A 15,931-nucleotide genomic window follows, 5' to 3' on the forward strand; every position below is an offset into this window, starting at 1 on the left:
CACTCCTTTAAAAATGAGGTTTTCTTTTTTCTACAAATGCCTGAGTGCCTTCAGGAAAATCAACAGAGTCAACATATGATTCCAGTTCATCGTCCAGCAATCGATCCATCGGCGAGTTAACAGCTGCCACACCTTCTTTGACAGCTCTAAGCGAGGCTGGTGATTGCTCCTGAATACGTTTAGCTAGCGATATGACATAACGTTCAGGATTTTCCTTAACGGGAACCACATAGTTGACAGCCCCCCATTGATATGCCTCTTTCACATCTAACAACCGGCCTGTGTAGACAAGATCTTTGGTTTTGCTAGGACCCATTAAATCAACGATGCGTTTAATAAATTTTTTACTTAAGGTAATGCCTAATCGTCCGATGGGCATCCCTATCTTGGTCTTGTGTGTACCGATTCTAAGATCACAAGCTAAAGCAAGCTCAAATCCCGCACCAGCTGCGGGGCCATTAACTAAAGCAACCGTTGGAATAGGCAATGCTTCAAAAGCCGAAATTGCTTCTTCCATGGCCTTGAATGCGTCATTGACTTGATCAACTGACATCCGGCTGAATTCTTTAATATCAGAACCAGCTGTGAACAGCCCCCCTGAACCTCGAATAATAACAACTTTTGATTTCGGATTCTCAGGAATCCGTTTAGCAATATCAGCTAACTCCAACCACATATTGACCGTCATCGCATTTTTGTAATGCGGACGATTGATTGTTACAATTGCTAATCCTGAACTTTCCTGAAGTGTAATTTTCCCATCTTGTTCAACCCGATTGAGTGTCACTCTCATTGATAAGACTCCCCTCCATTTAACACAAAGTACAGTAATATATTTATTCTTTATTGATCTGATCATCAACCCTGCTAATAACATCTTGATTATGTTTTTCTAAAATACTATGAGCTTCTTCAGACCGGCCTTCCTTTAACAAATTGACAATTAGTTGATGTTCCCTCAGTGACTTTTGCATGTTTTTTTCTTCTAAAAACGAAATTCTTTGTAATGATAAAAGCGGGATACCTAGACGCGAGTACATATTTTTGATGATACTGCTCTGACTCATTTCAATAAGATGCAAATGAAATTGGTGATTTAAGTTCGCATAATCTTGGTTATCATTCTCAACTTCATCCATGAGTTTGACCTTATTTTCCATTTCCTTAATAATGGATTGATTGACTCCGACGACACTAATACGTTTCATAGCCATGGATTCTAGCATAATCCTTATCTCTAACAAATCATACGCTTCTGACTCAGTATAGCCTTTAACCACAGCCCCTTTCCTTGGAATGCGTTCAATTAAGCCTTCAATCGTTAATAAATATAAGGCCTCTCTAATAGGAGCCCGACTTGTGCCGAATTCACTGGCATACGCTGTCTCAACAACCTTTTCCCCAGGTACGAGCTCGCCTGTAATAATTTGTTCAGCTATTTTTTCAGCAATAAGATAAGAAAGTGAATTATTATCAATCATTTGATCTTTCATTTGTCTCCTCCTTGGAGTGACCGCAGCCCTTGTATTTGGAGACATTATAACATTTCATTCTTAACATTTGCCTATTGTCAACTGTCGACAATAATGTGACCAAAGATCATATTTATCCTAATAAAGCATTCATCGTTAAGAATAATACTGATGGGCACAAAAGGCAACCTAAACCGGTATAAAATGTTGCTGTCATAGCACCATAGGGAACCAGTCTAGCATCTGTTGCAGCTAAACCCGCTGAGACACCGCTTGTAGTACCAATCAAGCCACCGTAAACCATTGCTGTCCGCGGATTATTGAGACCAATAAGCCTAGCCACAATCGGTGTTCCAATCATTGTTAAAATCGACTTAACTAAGCCTGCGGCGACGCTCAGAGCTATCACTCCAGAACTTGCCCCAATCGCCGATCCCGTTACAGGCCCAACAATATAGGTCGCTACCCCTGCTCCAATTGTTGTCAAATTAACCGGATCCGTATATCCAAATGAAAGGGCAACAATGACACCAACGACAAAGGATACCAGAACGCCACAGAATAGGGAAATAACACCAGCTAAGCCGGTTTTTTTAACTTCATCAAGATTGGCACCAAAGGCAGTAGCTACAATAGCTAAATCGCGTAGCATCCCCCCACCCATTAAGCCAACACCTGCAAACACTCCGATATCAGCTAAGCCGTTCTCTCCGCCTGTCTGTAATCCTCCAAAATAAGCCAAAACAAGTCCTAATAATATAGCAATGGCTGAACCATGTATTCTACCCTTGGTAACCTTATTGGAAATAATATATGAGACATACATTGTAATACCAATGACTGCAAAGGCTGCTACCAGACCATTGTCCTTTAAAACATTTAACAAGGTATCCATCATTTTGGTACCCCACCCTTCATTTTACATAAGTTATATCACTTCATCCTCTTCATTTTCATAGGCACTAGAATTATTCCCGCCAATTTTACTTAAAATTGGAACCAGTACAAAACTGACTGCAACGGCGCATGCCCCTGCCATTATAGCCATTGGCCCGCCTTTAACGGCTGCTAAAACATTTTGCTGCGCTGCCATTGCCACAACTATAGGAATATATATAGCACTCCAAAACGATAACCCTTCTTTGGTATTTTTATTAAGCTTATTTTTCTTCATTAAATAATCAACCAATAACACTAAGATCAACATAGCAATGCCAACGCCGCCAACATTTGCACTTACACCTACAATTTTGCCTAACAACCCTCCTAGGAAAGTGCCCGCTAACATGCAGATTGATAGTAAAGCAACGCCATATATAACCATTCATAACATCTCCCAACCTTTTGATACTCATTAGCCAACCTTATGTCAACTGTCGACAATTAATGAAGCGAATGTTTTCTCTATCACCTCGTTTATACGAATGATCATTCCTAAGTGTGAATATTACTATTATTGCCGCTTTAGATAGCGCTTACATATGAGTATACATAAATATTTCTTAGAATTCAATAGAAAATTTTGAAACTAATGATTAATGAATAGGAAGTTAGCTTATCACCTCTTTTCGCTTCACCCATTTAGATGTCCATTTATTCAAAACCTGTTGTCTGAACTACATAGCGATTTATTCTATTGACTGATACACAAGGTTGGCTACTTTATTTGACAATGGTCCCGTACTAGGTAGGGATCCATCCGGCAAAGGCCCGTTATTCTGCTTATTCGTTAAAACGATGATTTGCAAGTTATATTTCGGGTCAAAAATAACTTGGGTCCCAGTAAATCCGGTATGTCCGAAAGCTTCATCTGAGTGCATAGCCCCCATATACCAACTTTGGTTAAGCTCCCAACCATATCCTTGTCCAAAACGTTGTGGTTGCCTAAAGGTATCTATGACCGATTGATCATAAAGCTTGACCTTACCGAATGTTCCACCGTTCAACATTGTCTGACCCAAGATAGCCATATCGCGGGCTGTTGAAAACAAACCTGCATGTCCGGCTATACCGTTATTGCCGTAATAGCTATTTCCATCATTGACCTCTCCAACTAGGGTATGATGTCTCCACCGGTTGAAATCATCAGCATCTTTCTCCACATAATAGCCGAAGTTCGGGTCATCGATCATTTTATATTCGTATGGGTTACCCCAGGACGTCGCAGCTATCTTATTATCTAATTGATCCGGGGGTGTAAACATTGTGTCCTTCATTTTTAATGGTTCATAGATATGTTGCTGCAAGTATTTGTTAAGTCGCTGTCCAGTTATTTTCTCAATAACAAACCCCAGTGTCATAAAACTAAAATCGCTGTATCGACGATCCGTTCCTGTCGCATATTCTAAAGGAAGGTTATTAATATATTGCAAGACGTCACTTGGAGTGTCGGCATAAAGATAAGTTGGTTCCCATGGCGTTAATCCCGATGTGTGAGTCAGTAAATCAGCAATGGTAATGTCCCCTTTACCATGTTGGGCAAAACCAGGGATGTATGACGCCACTTTATCATTGACTGAAAGCTTCCCTTCGCTGACAAGTTTCATAATCCCTTGTGTTGTTCCCATGACCTTGGTAATAGATGCCATATCAAACATGGTTTTCTTTTTCATGCGACGAGGATGATCCAGTACATGTCCCATATCATATTTTTGGGCATATCCATAAGCAGTTTCTTTTACTATCTTGTTGTCTTTGGCAATTAAAACAACCGCTCCCGGTGTCGTTCCGTTCTGAATTGATGTATTAACAACCTTGTCAATTTTCGCTAATTCATTAGCGTTCATTCCCACTGCTTCTGGACTTCCGTGACTGATCTTCGGACTTCTTGCAGATGCCGACGTAGATGACAAAACTAGCCCTCCAAGACTGACAATACAAACGAGCATGACCATGGTTATCTTTCTCATCATACACACTCTCCTCCCAGTGTTATAGATCTGTTTCACGCTTCCCCATTTGATAAAATATTGCCCATAGCATCATAAATACCGGCGATCTTTGGGTGGTTGTTAACCCCTGTAACAATAGCCACTTGAGCATTGGTTACAAAAATTTGTGTCCGGAAGGCAAATAAAGCTGTGTCCCCAATTGCCGATTCATTGACGTTCAAGGTGCCATAATAGTCAATATTTCCAGGATCATTGGGTATCACTTCAGCCTTGGCCATTTCACTAAAACGATGGCCTACAAGTGCCCTTTGAACATGTGAGCGCGGATAGAATCCACCGCCAAATACATATGACTGGTGATCAAATTTATGTGATACCTCAGATACATAAACCATCGCCGGGATTTCAGGATGACGTTCATCGGTATGAAGGGGCGTCGTCCCTGTTAAGGCATGGCCGGGTTCTCCTTGAGTCCCACCATGCTCCTTTATTAAACTTAATGTTTTTGATGCATTGGCGCTAGGTGCATTAACTTGAACGTTCTGATATCCTTTAGAGCGCAAATAATTAGCCGCCTTATTTATTGTTTTAAAATTAGAGGCGGGTTTAACGCTATTATCTTCAACAGATAAACATGGAAAACTTGTGACACCGATTATATTGACACCCGATAAGCGTTCAATTTTTCCCACCTCTTCATCCATACGATCAAGGTGGATGCCTCCTTTTTGTCCGGGATACAAAAAGTCACCTTGAGAAACCATTCGTAAAAGGATATTCTGCTTCTTACCTTTTGAAGTTGCTATATCAGAAATCACCTTTGCATTTTCATAACTAAACACCGTGATTTGTTCTGGTTCTAAATCAATCATCCTTCCAATCATGTTTTTTGGAATTTGAACAAGGTGGCCGATATGCCCTATCGGAATACCATGATTAGCTAAAGCTATGGCTTCCCATGGATCAACTGCAACCGCTTTAGATATACCGGCATCCATAATAGCTTGGGATACTAAAGGATTTCGTCCTATTTGTTTAGTCATAAAATATAACTTAAGCTTTTGTTGATGTGCCTCTTTAGATAAATTTGCCGCATTTGCACGAACGGCATCAAGATCAATGAGATACGTATTGGGATCAATAAGCCCTTTTTGGTGAAAATAGACACCCGCTTCTAAGAGTGCTGGATTCTTTTGCTGTGTTATATCTAAAAACATATTTGCTTGCCCCCTAGTATCACGAAAACATACACTACTCGACCAAGGAAGAATAGAAACTATGCCCATTTTCCGGTCGATCTAAGTTGAAAAAGTCTGTTACGGTCGCAGCAATATCAGACAATGTCTCTCTTTCACCTAGATGACTCGAATGATATTTTTTTCCATATGCAAGTAAGAAAGTTTTCTCTCTTGTATGCTGACTGTGTCCAATCGTTGGATCGTTTCCATGATCAGCACTGATGATTAATAAATCTTCTTCTGTCATATTATCTAAGATGGTTTCCAGATAGCGATCCACAGTCATGATTTTTTGTGCGTAACGCTCTACATTCTCCGCATGTCCTGCTAAATCAGTTTCTTGCACTGTAGCCGAAATAAGCCCTTCGTCCATGACTTTCATTTGTTCAATTATCAACTGCATCACTAAATCCGTTTCTATAGCAGGAAACTTTTTTGCCCCATTACAAGTAATGACGTCCTGCATTTTTCCAATGAGTGCGACTTCCTTTCCATTTTTGTCTAAAATGGTGCTTGCTTGCGTGTCTGGATCAATCCCATAACCAAGGTGTCGAACTTGGTAACCTTTCTCATAAACACCTGATTTCGGTGAATTAACACCTACTAAACCATCTTCCCTTTGTTCTATTGATGCAATAATTTGTTCTAGCTGGACCTCACCGCCAAGCGCTATCACTCGATTGACCTTGACGTGACGTCTGACCGCTTCACCAATGCTTAATACCTCTTCAAAGGAAATTTGATCAAGCGGCGCCGTTACATTATAAATTTGACCGTAATCCGTCTCAATATTATCTGCAACGACGACTAACCCATTGACTAATAAGTAAGGGTAATCTTGATCGGGTATTTCAACTTGGTAACCTTCTTGCTCCATGGCTTCCTTAACATCATCAATCACCGTTGCGAAAGGACCTGTATGTGGCTTTTTGGGTTGGGTCCCCATAATTTCATTATGACCAACAAAACTATCTGCTCCGTCATGCTCAAGACTTAAGGTCCCATATCCTCCAACACCTTTTTCCTGGCTTAACCGCGGATGATGCAAGATATCATTAACGCCTAGTCTTTCCAATTGAGGGATTGAAATTTGCTCAGCTTGATCAAGGATATGGTAAAACGTGTTGGCTCCCACATCTTGTGGCCGATGCTTTTGAGCATCTTCCATATATCCAACGCCTAGACTATCTAAAATTAATACGATCGCTCTTTTTTTCATGTTAATCCCGCCTCTCATTCGCATGAACATCCGCAATGGCTTTAATTAAAATATCAATGATCATATCTGCTCCCGAGCGCATAGGATTAATTCTGATACCGGTTTTGACCAATTCCGGATGATCATCTAAAAAGCTACCGGAAACACGGTAAATCATAGGTAATACTTCAAATCGTGATTCAGCACCCACTGGGTAAATGGCGGCACCGTACTTCTCACTTTCAGCGATGACTTGTTCCGCTATCGGCTCTTGAAGCTCAACAATCACATTTTTGGATTGTGAGTTGGTTACATAGGCCTGATATACATCTGAAATAACCCCGTCATTAAGCAAGTGATTTAAGCGATCGGTCTGTTCATTTTGGACAGCAATCATCACTGGAGCTGTGACTAAGGACCGTAACAGATCCATCGCCTCGTATCCTTGGACTTGGCCTCCGCCCGAATAATTCCGCTTATCAATGGCTTGAACTGCTGCCTGATCGCCAACGACAATGCCAATACCGGGAGGACCTAATAACTTAAATCCAGAAAAACATGAATAGGAAGCCCCCAGTTCTGTCCCTATTTTGTTAACTTTCAATACAGTGTAATTGTCATCAATCACAATAGGGAGCTCTGGGTTCAGCTCATGAACATGTTGAATGACTTCATCTAATTCATAGGAATCATCTGGTTTTTGCCGCGAATGTTGGGCATAAAAAATATGACAATCTCTATTTTCTTGAAGAGCTTTCCTTAACTCATCTGTGTCATTATAATTGACGAACACGGGAGTCAATCCCATCATGTCTATGGTTTCTTTTGTGGTTTTATAGATTGGACTTGAATGCATGAACAACTTGTCTCCAGGGTTGAGAAGGGAAGTCAATGTTTCACGAATAGCCCCCGTTCCTGCCCCTCTGACAAGCGCACAGGATTCTGCCTGAAAGAATTGTGCCAGTACCTTTTCAACCTTATGAGTTTGTTCAGGCTTGCCTATACCGGGAACGACGCCTAAATCCCCTTGGTTAAAAAAAGCCCCCCCATCAAATTCCTTAGTAATGGTATTGACTAATTGAAATTGTTTCTCCTTAGCTTCGTTGAAACTCATTGTTTTTAACACAGGTGACCCCATGTAGAACCCTCCTAAAATGAAAGAAACCGTTGGGGATTATCTATCATCATGGTTTTAATGATATCTTCAGATACGCCTCTATTTTTAAGGGCTGGAATAAACTTAGTAAAAAGATGTTCATAACCAAATCCACCCGCTACTTTTAAATATGATTTCTTAGTAATATCCGTCGATAACATCAATTGTTTGCTATATCCCTTTTCAATTAGAAAAATTAAGTCCTCTAATCGATCTGCTTCCGCCCGATAACTATTTTTTCCAATAGTGTCGAATTGAATATAAAGACCCGCTTGGAGCAAACGTTCATATTCCTCTCGATCGCCATTAAGATCTTGATGCCCTATCGATATTTTTGAAAAATCGCTACCCATTTTTGAGAATAATTTTAATTGTTCAGTGCCCATGGTTCCCAACTCGCAGTGAGTACTTAAAGGAGCACCTGTCTCGTGTTGAGCACGGATGGCAGCACGAAAAACCTTTGTCTCTTCTTTAGTCATTTCGTTTAAGCTGCTGCCAATCTCGGAAATGATGCCGGCTCGAATCCCCGTGCCTTCAATACCTTCACAGATCTCAGAGATAAATAACGCCGCAATCTCATCCTCATTTTTTTCAAAAACGTCTCTTGGATAATAGTCTTGTTTATAAAAACCCGTTGCCGCAATGATAGGTAAACGATGCTTTCTGGACATTGATCCTAGTGCTTCAACATCTCTACCCATACCTCGATTCGTAACTTCGACAATTCCTCCACATCCTGCAGCCACCAGACGGGCGATTTCCCTATTTTGCATCTCATCATCAGACAGGATGGGATCATTATCCTGTCTGATGTGTGAAAGATCTAAAGCGACATGTTCATGGATCATCGTTTGACCCAAGCGACTTGGTTCGATCGTCCCCGTTACCGTCTGTATATTTTCAGTCATTTAGAACACCTCTTCTGTTACCCAGTCACGGGAGTAAATAAATGGAGATAATAAAGAATGTTTAATAAGATACCTGTTAAAATAGCTGCTAGCGGATAAGCGGCTAGGCGAATGACAGGACGACCTGTCGCTTCGTTAATAAAGTACAATAATGCAAAGATTGTAAACCCAGTAAAGTTACCCATTTTGAGCACAGCTAAAGCTGATCCGATTAACAACGCAATCTCCATGACTGTACTGATCGATGTCCGAATATTATCCGATGCTTCCCTTAATGAAGGGAATTTTTCTAGAACTTTACCTAATTTAGAAAGAGCTAGGACTTCCAGCGTCAATACAATCGCTCCGGCTATACCTGCCAATATAGGATTTGGCATTAAATATCCAACTGGAAATACGAAAGTTAAACCGACAACACCATATACACCTGTTGTCAGAGCTGTTGTTGCAATTAATGGAATGAAGCCAATCCCTCTTAAAAAGTCCGCCAAGGCAGCCTGTCTGATCAAGGCCTGTTCCTCACTGCCACTCCCAGCTGTATAGGCATCGTGTAACGTAAATACGGAAACCTCAGAACCCGCAAAGTAATGCAAATTTGAAACAATGGCTACTAATGCACCAACAATCGCAAAGAATGGTAAACCCTTATAAATGCGCTTAGTACGCTCTTCAAAAAGCGACTCTCCTTCGTCCATCGACGTCCCACTTTGATTTTTTCGATCTTCAGCTAGGGCAAATATAATAAGGATGATCACTCCGACAAACAGCTGCGCTGCTTCTGGTAAGAGTTGAATGCTTTCAGGCAATAATCCTTGTTCGATCACAGCACGAATTAAAAGCACCACAGCCCCGGTTATAACACCCTTTTTCCATCCGAATTGGTATATGATTGCTAAAACTGGAAATAGTGCGAATCCTGCTAATACAGGTGAGCTCAATTCGCCAAGGGCGCCTATAAAATCGACCGGGAAAAAAGTTAAAGCCGTTTGTACAGCTGTTAATCCTGTTACGATCGCTATGCCCCACGCTGCTCCTAATACACCAGCGAGTATGGCCGATCCAGCAAATACACCTAGGATATCGGTCGGAAGAAATAACAACCACGGGTTCAATAGGCCAGTAGATAAAGTAAAGGATATCCCAACGGAAGCAATAAAACCGACACTTAAGCCAAAGGCAACTGAGGACATTTCCGCACGTTTCATACGACCTTCAATGTATTCCGGCATAATGGGTCGCAAACCATCATTAAAAACAGCACGGCCGTAATAAGACAATAAAGCGGTTCCAGTGGTCAGCAAAGTTACTAATATTAACTTTGTTATTGAAAAATCCATGTTGATCCCTACCTTTTATTTTTTAATATTTCTTCAATGATCATTGGAACTGCTGTGTCAATTGACTCCACGGACATTCCGAACGCAACTTTCCCTTCCTGGACCAGTTTCTCAATCTTTTCTTGTTTAGGCCTCCCACCTGCTTTAGCTACTGTTGCACAGTTACTATAACCAAGAATACCTATCGGAACAGAAAGCGCTGCACCTCCACCGCTGTTACATGCCCCTAGATAGTAGTCAACCTGGTTTGATTTCACTTGTTTGGCACCCTCAAAGTCAGTAGAAACAATGGCTTCTACTTGATCGCCTCCAGCTTGTTCTATCGCTCTTTTCGTTTGATCCTTCTGCAAACCACCAATAACAATTTTAATCATTTTACTCTCCCCTTATATAAAACTTATTTTGAACCTAGTATCTTAGTGACTTATTACTGTTGATTAAACATTGCTAAATAGAGGGTAATATACCCTTCCTCAGCCCTCGTTGGATATGCATTATAATTCCATAGACAACTTTTAAGCATATTTTGTGAAAATCGATATATTTGAGGATTGGCTTCGATTAATTCCTCCGTCTGTTCACTTACACCATCGAGAGGATGACCTTGGTTAATCCTCTCGACTGCAATGGCTAAATGATTCGTAAATGACCCGGCCGTTTCATGATTAACATCAAGTTGATCCATTTCTATTAACGTTTTTAATTGTTCCTTGACGATTTTATAAGTTTCACTTGTGATTTGCTCACTACTTAAAAGTAAATCTAACCGTTCCTCCATCTCCTCTGACAGCATTTAGACTCCCCCAAATTTTGTAGGCGTTTTCAAAAATCCTTTTTTAAAGCCCTATTAATGTATAAAAGTTAAATGTTTCACCACCTCCTAAAAAGTTCAATTTACGGTATTTAGTATATTAAAAGGAAAAATAGATTTAGTATTGTGGAAATCTTTCTCCATTTTCTACTTTCCTTTGTACTCCCCTAACAATGCCCGCATCTAATAGCGCCATTTGCTCAATGACTTCTGAACGCGTAGAATCAATAACAATAGTTGCCTCTGATGTCAGTTTAGTCAATTCTCTCGCTTTCCCGGATTGAAAGTCAGCAGAACTCAACATTTCAACGGACTGAACTTCATCCTTATTCCAAACGGCTGCGTCAATTTGTTTTTCTTTTAACATCTGAAACAGCTGCATGTAATTAAGATCAACTAAGGCAACATCTATTCCTTCACATTCATAAAGGGTACACATTGATTGGTCTGGTGAAGATCGGTCTATGCCTATTCTCATCCCAGATTTAATCTGGGTATTGGAAGGATCCGCGAAAAAAACTTTGTGTCCCGATACATAAGTGCCAAGGCCAAATGATTTTATTATTTCAAGTCCTTTATGATTTTTAATACCATCCTCAGCCGCCATCCTGGATACAATGGCGAAATCATACCTACGAGTCTTAAGCGCTTCTAATCTTGTGCTCGCCCCTCTCATATAGGCTAAGCTAACGCGTTTGTTTGTGCTTCCAAAAGCATCAACAATTCCTGTAGCTAACCCCTCATATTTCTTAGAATACGGAAGCGGCATTGCCCCTATTAGTGGACCGATATCAGCAATATCCGAGAGAACGCTTACGTCCTTATTTAATAAAAAGGTACCTAGATGACCTCTTGATGCTAACTCAATGGCATCCAAACCTTCCAATAATTTCAGTGCTCCCTGGACAGTCCCTCGTCCCAATGACAACCGATCACAAAAGTCAGTGACTCTTGGAATTCTCTCTTGATTTTCAATTTTAAGTATTTCTCTCGCAATATATTTTGCTGCCAAACCATTTTTGGAATACAAACTTTCCCACGTACGCGTCATATCCATCGATCCTTTTGGTTTCAATATCCCGTTTTCTGTATATTAAACATACCATTTTAAAAATTGTCTGTAAAGAGTGAATATCGAATAGTCTAAAGATATCGTCTTAGGGGATTTGTTTACTGCTACTTTGATATTTAACTCATGGGTCCACTTGTTCTCTTACGAGTAGTGGGTTCTTCTCGTGTTTCATCTGCTGAATATGGAAGGGATACCATGTTTTTTATTATAACAAACCTTTGTTCCTTTATTAACCAAAAATAATCTCTGCCCTAATTCATTTTTAATTAGGGCAGATCCATTTAAGCCATCACTTTCAACCTTTGAATCATCTCAGCTGTGACTTCTTTAGTTTTATACGATCCGCCGAGATCAGGGGTCTTGACACCTGCTGCAAGCACGTCTTCGATCGCGCTCATTAATGTTTCTCCTAATTCTGTCTCACCCAAATGGTCAAGCATCATTTTGGCGGTCCAGATTTGACCGATTGGATTAGCAAGTCCTTTCCCATAAATGTCTGGTGCAGAGCCGTGGACGGGTTCAAACATGGATGGGTACTTACCGTTCAAGTTAATATTGGCTGCTGGCGCAACGCCGATACTTCCCATGATTGCAGCACCTAAGTCCGTTAAAATATCACCGAATAAATTGCTACCCACAATCACATCAAAGGCTTCAGGTTTCGAGACAAGAAAGGCCGCGAGTGCATCTATATGGTTGGCCTCCGTTTTGATATCAGGATATTTTACTGACATATCTTTAAAAACGTCATCCCAGAAAGGCATTGAGTGAACAATCCCGTTTGATTTCGTTGCACTCGTCACATGACCACGGCGTCCTTCCGCTAATTGAAAAGCATAATCCATCGTGCGTTCCGCCGCTTTTCTAGTAAAGACAGCATTTTGAATGGCCAACTCGTCGGCGCCGCGATGAATACGACCACCAACCTCACTGTACTCCCCTTCACTATTTTCACGGACAACGATGAAGTTAAAGTCATTGGGATTCGCCAGTGGTGAACGAATGCCTTTCAGATTTTTCGCTGGACGCACATTGATCACCTGTTCGAATTCCCGGCGAATGTTAATTAAAAGTCCCCATAACGAAACATGGTCGGGAACCCGGGTTGGATCACCAACAGCTCCCAGAAACACGGCATTATGGTTTTGCAGACGACTCATGCCATCTTCAGGCATCATCTGACCGTGCTCTAGATAATAATCACAACTCCATGGATACCAGTCAAATGAAAACGACACGCCGCCATGAACTTCAGCCAGTGTTTCCAGAACCTCTACCGCCTCAGGCATGACCTCTTTACCAACACCATCACCTGGAACGACTGCTATGCTGTACTTCTTCAAGAGAACGCCCTCCTTTTCAAAGATCCTTTCTCAAGTTGATACATTTTCCACATACAAAAAGTCGTTACAACCAAAACAAGTAAACAACCTACAATAACGCCATCCCAATGCCATAGATTCCAAAACGGATCGAGGTAAAAAGGTCCCAGACTCCCGCCGATATAATAGGCAATCAAGTATAATCCCGAAGCACTCGCTTTTGCAAAAGCTGCCCGGCTACTCACCCATGAGCTGGCCACAGAATGGGCCGAAAAGAATCCGAAGCATATCAGCAGTAAACCTACAATGACCGCAATAATGCTAGGTATCAAAGTAACTAGGAGACCCAGAACCATGATGGTGATCCCCATTCCGATCACAAATGTTTGTGAAAAATAAGCCGATAGTCTGCCGGCAATCGGCGAGCTAACCGTGCCTGCCAGATACGTTAAAAATAACAGTCCTAATAGCGAACTTGGTAGATGAAAAGGGGCACCGCTCAATAAATAAGTCGCATAATTAAACAAACCGACAAAAATAAAGAAATGCAAGCCACCTATGATGTAAGCCAATCTTAACTCTGTATTCCGCAGATGATGTCGATAGGTCGATAAGGCCTCGTGCCAATTCAACGGTTTTTTCACGAAATGTCGTGAAGCAGGCAATAATACAATAAACAATATTAAACAGATGAGACTGATTATGCCCATTGTAAGAAAGGCGACGCGCCAACTAAACATATCAGTCATAATACCACTTGTAATCCGCCCAAGCATGCCCCCAATCGTATTGCCACTAATGTAAACACCAATGGCGACAGGAATCGCCTTGGACGAAAATTCCTCACCGATATAGGCAACAGCGAGCGAGGGTAACCCCGCTAAGCAGATGCCTTGCAAAATCCGCACAATCAATAAACTCTCAAAATTGGGCACAAAAACCATCATCAACGTCGCCAATGTCGCCAGCGTCATCGTTGTGATCATAATGCCCCGGCGGCCGATACTATCCGATATTGGGCCATAAAAAAATAAAGCAATGCCGAGAGCTAAAATGACAAACGACACAGATAAACTGGAAACCAACGGCGAAACGGCAAATTCCTCCGTCAACACCGGCAATATCGGTTGTGTAAAATAAACATTAGCAAAAATCACGAGCGAACCGAGACTTAATGCCAAAGTCGTTCGCCAAAACAGTTGTGTTTTCTCTTCAATCAACAGTCACCACTCCAATGCTGTCCAAGCGACATAGCTGTCATCATCGATGTTATTCCAAGGAATTTTATTTTCCTTTTAAATTATACCACCACGGCTCATTCATAAGCGAGAGGTTCGAACGTCTTATATCAAGGCTCTAAATAACTCGTTCCCCGTTCCAATTTATTTTGTTATGGAACAAAGATTTCAGTTGTCCTCCTGCGACTTTTGGCATATAATAGTCATAGATATTCATATACTAAAAAAGAGCGTCGGTGCGCTAACACCGACGCTCACGTACAGCCACATCCGCAAGATTTGCGGTGGCTCAGGATTAAGATGACATAGCCTTTCCACACCTAGCGCCGGCAGGAGGGCTATTTCTTTTTATTTGTGCCTGTCATAATCAACGCCACTAATGTTCCGAAACTCACCATTAGTACCAACGTTTCATAAACGGCCACCGCAACACCCCCTTTCTCTCTATCAAACGACAGATTAATGGGGTGCCACCGCCCATCCCGCTTTTATGTAACTGTATATGATCTAGTATAACACAAAATAGCGAACATGAGTTCTATTGGAGCTGGATTTTTTATCATATTTGCTAGATGGCCTTTTTTGTGGGTGTCTATAAACAACAGCCTGACGCATCACTTTCTACTTACCAAGCTGCTTCAACTGATCTAAGACATCCAGCGACAGTTGTTGCTGTGTCGCCTCATTATTAGCCTCTTGGATCGACATGTATACTTCTTTCCTATGGATGTCCACATGGTTCGGGGCATCGATGCCAAGTTTGATTTGTTCACCGTCTATATCAACAATTTTAATCTCTATGTCGTCGCCGATCATAATGGATTCATTTTTCTTCCGGTTAAGAACGAGCATTGGACCCCTCCTTGCCCGATACAAGCGGATGTTTCGTCGTATAATCATCGGATTGGAGAACAATTTGCTTAGCTTCTTTTGTCTGATGATTAATTATGACAGGAGCAATCAAATTGATGGTCGAGTCTTCAAATGGCTCTTTGATCGTTAAAATGGAATAAATCGTAACATCAAATTCTGATTCAATGGCCAATTGATCGATGGCATCTTCCGGGAGATCAAATGCGTAATCCGGATAGAACAAAAAAGGTGTCGTCATGATGAACGCCACCTCAGGATGATTGAGCGATTGCAACACCACGAATGGGGACGCCTGCTCCAGCGGCAGCAATACAAATGTTGTCTCATGTTGGAATCCAGGGAGTCCATGATCAAAATGAATCGCTTCATCATGATTAATCTCCATCTCACCGTGATACTTGGTCTCTATTGTCAT

At 41.3% G+C, this 15,931-nt stretch carries 18 protein-coding genes; all 18 read right to left on the reverse strand.

All coding sequences use genetic code 11. From position 1 onward, the window contains the following. Positions 1-7: 7 nt before the first annotated feature. Positions 8-793, reverse strand: a complete 786-nt coding sequence (locus B9Y89_RS04930; RefSeq protein WP_085522078.1) for an enoyl-CoA hydratase/isomerase family protein — start codon at positions 791-793, stop codon at positions 8-10. A gap of 43 nt (positions 794-836) precedes the next feature. After that, a complete protein-coding gene (locus B9Y89_RS04935; protein WP_085522080.1) occupies positions 837-1,493 on the reverse strand; it encodes a GntR family transcriptional regulator in 657 nt (218 codons plus the stop codon). Positions 1,494-1,605: 112 nt separating this feature from the next. Further along, positions 1,606-2,370 (reverse strand): malonate transporter subunit MadM, encoded by a 765-nt coding sequence (gene madM, locus B9Y89_RS04940; protein ID WP_085522082.1) that lies wholly within the window; start codon positions 2,368-2,370, stop codon positions 1,606-1,608. Positions 2,371-2,400: 30 nt separating this feature from the next. Beyond that, positions 2,401-2,796, reverse strand: a complete 396-nt coding sequence (gene madL / locus B9Y89_RS04945; protein WP_085522084.1) for a malonate transporter subunit MadL — start codon at positions 2,794-2,796, stop codon at positions 2,401-2,403. 304 nt (positions 2,797-3,100) lie between these two features. Then, the gene (locus tag B9Y89_RS04950) at positions 3,101-4,384 is read right to left on the reverse strand and encodes a serine hydrolase (protein ID WP_254901185.1); all 1,284 of its coding nucleotides are present in this window, start codon (positions 4,382-4,384) and stop codon (positions 3,101-3,103) included. 32 nt (positions 4,385-4,416) lie between these two features. Beyond that, complete coding sequence (locus B9Y89_RS04955) at positions 4,417-5,580, reverse strand: alanine racemase (protein ID WP_085522086.1); 1,164 nt, start codon at positions 5,578-5,580, stop codon at positions 4,417-4,419. A gap of 34 nt (positions 5,581-5,614) precedes the next feature. Next, a complete protein-coding gene (locus B9Y89_RS04960) occupies positions 5,615-6,820 on the reverse strand; it encodes a phosphopentomutase (RefSeq protein ID WP_085522088.1) in 1,206 nt (401 codons plus the stop codon). Position 6,821: 1 nt separating this feature from the next. Then, the gene (locus tag B9Y89_RS04965; protein ID WP_085522089.1) at positions 6,822-7,937 is read right to left on the reverse strand and encodes an aminotransferase class V-fold PLP-dependent enzyme; all 1,116 of its coding nucleotides are present in this window, start codon (positions 7,935-7,937) and stop codon (positions 6,822-6,824) included. A gap of 11 nt (positions 7,938-7,948) precedes the next feature. Next, positions 7,949-8,863 carry a phosphotriesterase family protein gene (locus B9Y89_RS04970; protein ID WP_085522091.1) on the reverse strand — a complete coding sequence of 305 codons (915 nt, stop codon included), beginning with the start codon at positions 8,861-8,863 and terminating at the stop codon, positions 7,949-7,951. Between the two features lie 17 nt (positions 8,864-8,880). Next, positions 8,881-10,200: a YhfT family protein gene (locus B9Y89_RS04975; RefSeq protein ID WP_085522093.1), complete on the reverse strand. Its 1,320-nt coding sequence runs from the start codon at positions 10,198-10,200 to the stop codon at positions 8,881-8,883. An 8-nt stretch (positions 10,201-10,208) separates the two neighbouring features. Continuing rightward, positions 10,209-10,574: a DUF2620 domain-containing protein gene (locus tag B9Y89_RS04980; RefSeq protein WP_085522094.1), complete on the reverse strand. Its 366-nt coding sequence runs from the start codon at positions 10,572-10,574 to the stop codon at positions 10,209-10,211. Between the two features lie 53 nt (positions 10,575-10,627). Further along, positions 10,628-10,993: a PRD domain-containing protein gene (locus B9Y89_RS04985; protein ID WP_085522096.1), complete on the reverse strand. Its 366-nt coding sequence runs from the start codon at positions 10,991-10,993 to the stop codon at positions 10,628-10,630. A gap of 136 nt (positions 10,994-11,129) precedes the next feature. Then, positions 11,130-12,062, reverse strand: coding sequence for a GntR family transcriptional regulator YhfZ (yhfZ, locus tag B9Y89_RS04990; RefSeq protein ID WP_085522098.1), 933 nt, complete (start codon positions 12,060-12,062; stop codon positions 11,130-11,132). 302 nt (positions 12,063-12,364) lie between these two features. Continuing rightward, the gene (locus B9Y89_RS04995) at positions 12,365-13,426 is read right to left on the reverse strand and encodes a tartrate dehydrogenase (RefSeq protein WP_085522100.1); all 1,062 of its coding nucleotides are present in this window, start codon (positions 13,424-13,426) and stop codon (positions 12,365-12,367) included. Next, positions 13,423-14,625: an MFS transporter gene (locus tag B9Y89_RS05000; RefSeq protein ID WP_085522102.1), complete on the reverse strand. Its 1,203-nt coding sequence runs from the start codon at positions 14,623-14,625 to the stop codon at positions 13,423-13,425. Before B9Y89_RS05000 ends, B9Y89_RS04995 begins: the two co-directional genes overlap by 4 nt. Before the next feature lie 356 nt (positions 14,626-14,981). Next, positions 14,982-15,068 (reverse strand): putative holin-like toxin, encoded by an 87-nt coding sequence (locus B9Y89_RS19555; RefSeq protein ID WP_369596723.1) that lies wholly within the window; start codon positions 15,066-15,068, stop codon positions 14,982-14,984. Positions 15,069-15,264: 196 nt separating this feature from the next. Beyond that, positions 15,265-15,495, reverse strand: a complete 231-nt coding sequence (gene csrA / locus B9Y89_RS05005; RefSeq protein WP_085522104.1) for a carbon storage regulator CsrA — start codon at positions 15,493-15,495, stop codon at positions 15,265-15,267. Next, entirely contained in the window at positions 15,482-15,931 is a 450-nt protein-coding gene (fliW, locus tag B9Y89_RS05010) for a flagellar assembly protein FliW (RefSeq protein WP_085522106.1), read from the reverse strand. The genes csrA and fliW overlap by 14 nt, the downstream gene beginning before the upstream one ends.

Source organism: Tuberibacillus sp. Marseille-P3662, assembly GCF_900178005.1.
Taxonomy (GTDB): Bacteria; Bacillota; Bacilli; order Bacillales; family Sporolactobacillaceae; genus Marseille-P3662.

Bases quoted from the DNA above. Each gene is read 5' to 3' on its own strand.
- B9Y89_RS04975 (WP_085522093.1), bottom strand. From the start codon at position 10,200: ATGGATTTTTCAATAACAAAGTTAATATTAGTAACTTTGCTGACCACT.
- madL (WP_085522084.1), bottom strand. From the start codon at position 2,796: ATGGTTATATATGGCGTTGCTTTACTATCAATCTGCATGTTAGCGGGC.
- B9Y89_RS04985 (WP_085522096.1), bottom strand. From the start codon at position 10,993: ATGCTGTCAGAGGAGATGGAGGAACGGTTAGATTTACTTTTAAGTAGT.
- B9Y89_RS04965 (WP_085522089.1), bottom strand. From the start codon at position 7,937: ATGGGGTCACCTGTGTTAAAAACAATGAGTTTCAACGAAGCTAAGGAG.
- B9Y89_RS04970 (WP_085522091.1), bottom strand. From the start codon at position 8,863: ATGACTGAAAATATACAGACGGTAACGGGGACGATCGAACCAAGTCGC.
- madM (WP_085522082.1), bottom strand. From the start codon at position 2,370: ATGATGGATACCTTGTTAAATGTTTTAAAGGACAATGGTCTGGTAGCA.
- B9Y89_RS04960 (WP_085522088.1), bottom strand. From the start codon at position 6,820: ATGAAAAAAAGAGCGATCGTATTAATTTTAGATAGTCTAGGCGTTGGA.
- fliW (WP_085522106.1), bottom strand. From the start codon at position 15,931: ATGACAATAGAGACCAAGTATCACGGTGAGATGGAGATTAATCATGAT.
- B9Y89_RS04980 (WP_085522094.1), bottom strand. From the start codon at position 10,574: ATGATTAAAATTGTTATTGGTGGTTTGCAGAAGGATCAAACGAAAAGA.
- yhfZ (WP_085522098.1), bottom strand. From the start codon at position 12,062: ATGACGCGTACGTGGGAAAGTTTGTATTCCAAAAATGGTTTGGCAGCA.
- B9Y89_RS04950 (WP_254901185.1), bottom strand. From the start codon at position 4,384: ATGATGAGAAAGATAACCATGGTCATGCTCGTTTGTATTGTCAGTCTT.
- B9Y89_RS04935 (WP_085522080.1), bottom strand. From the start codon at position 1,493: ATGAAAGATCAAATGATTGATAATAATTCACTTTCTTATCTTATTGCT.
- csrA (WP_085522104.1), bottom strand. From the start codon at position 15,495: ATGCTCGTTCTTAACCGGAAGAAAAATGAATCCATTATGATCGGCGAC.
- B9Y89_RS04955 (WP_085522086.1), bottom strand. From the start codon at position 5,580: ATGTTTTTAGATATAACACAGCAAAAGAATCCAGCACTCTTAGAAGCG.
- B9Y89_RS04930 (WP_085522078.1), bottom strand. From the start codon at position 793: ATGAGAGTGACACTCAATCGGGTTGAACAAGATGGGAAAATTACACTT.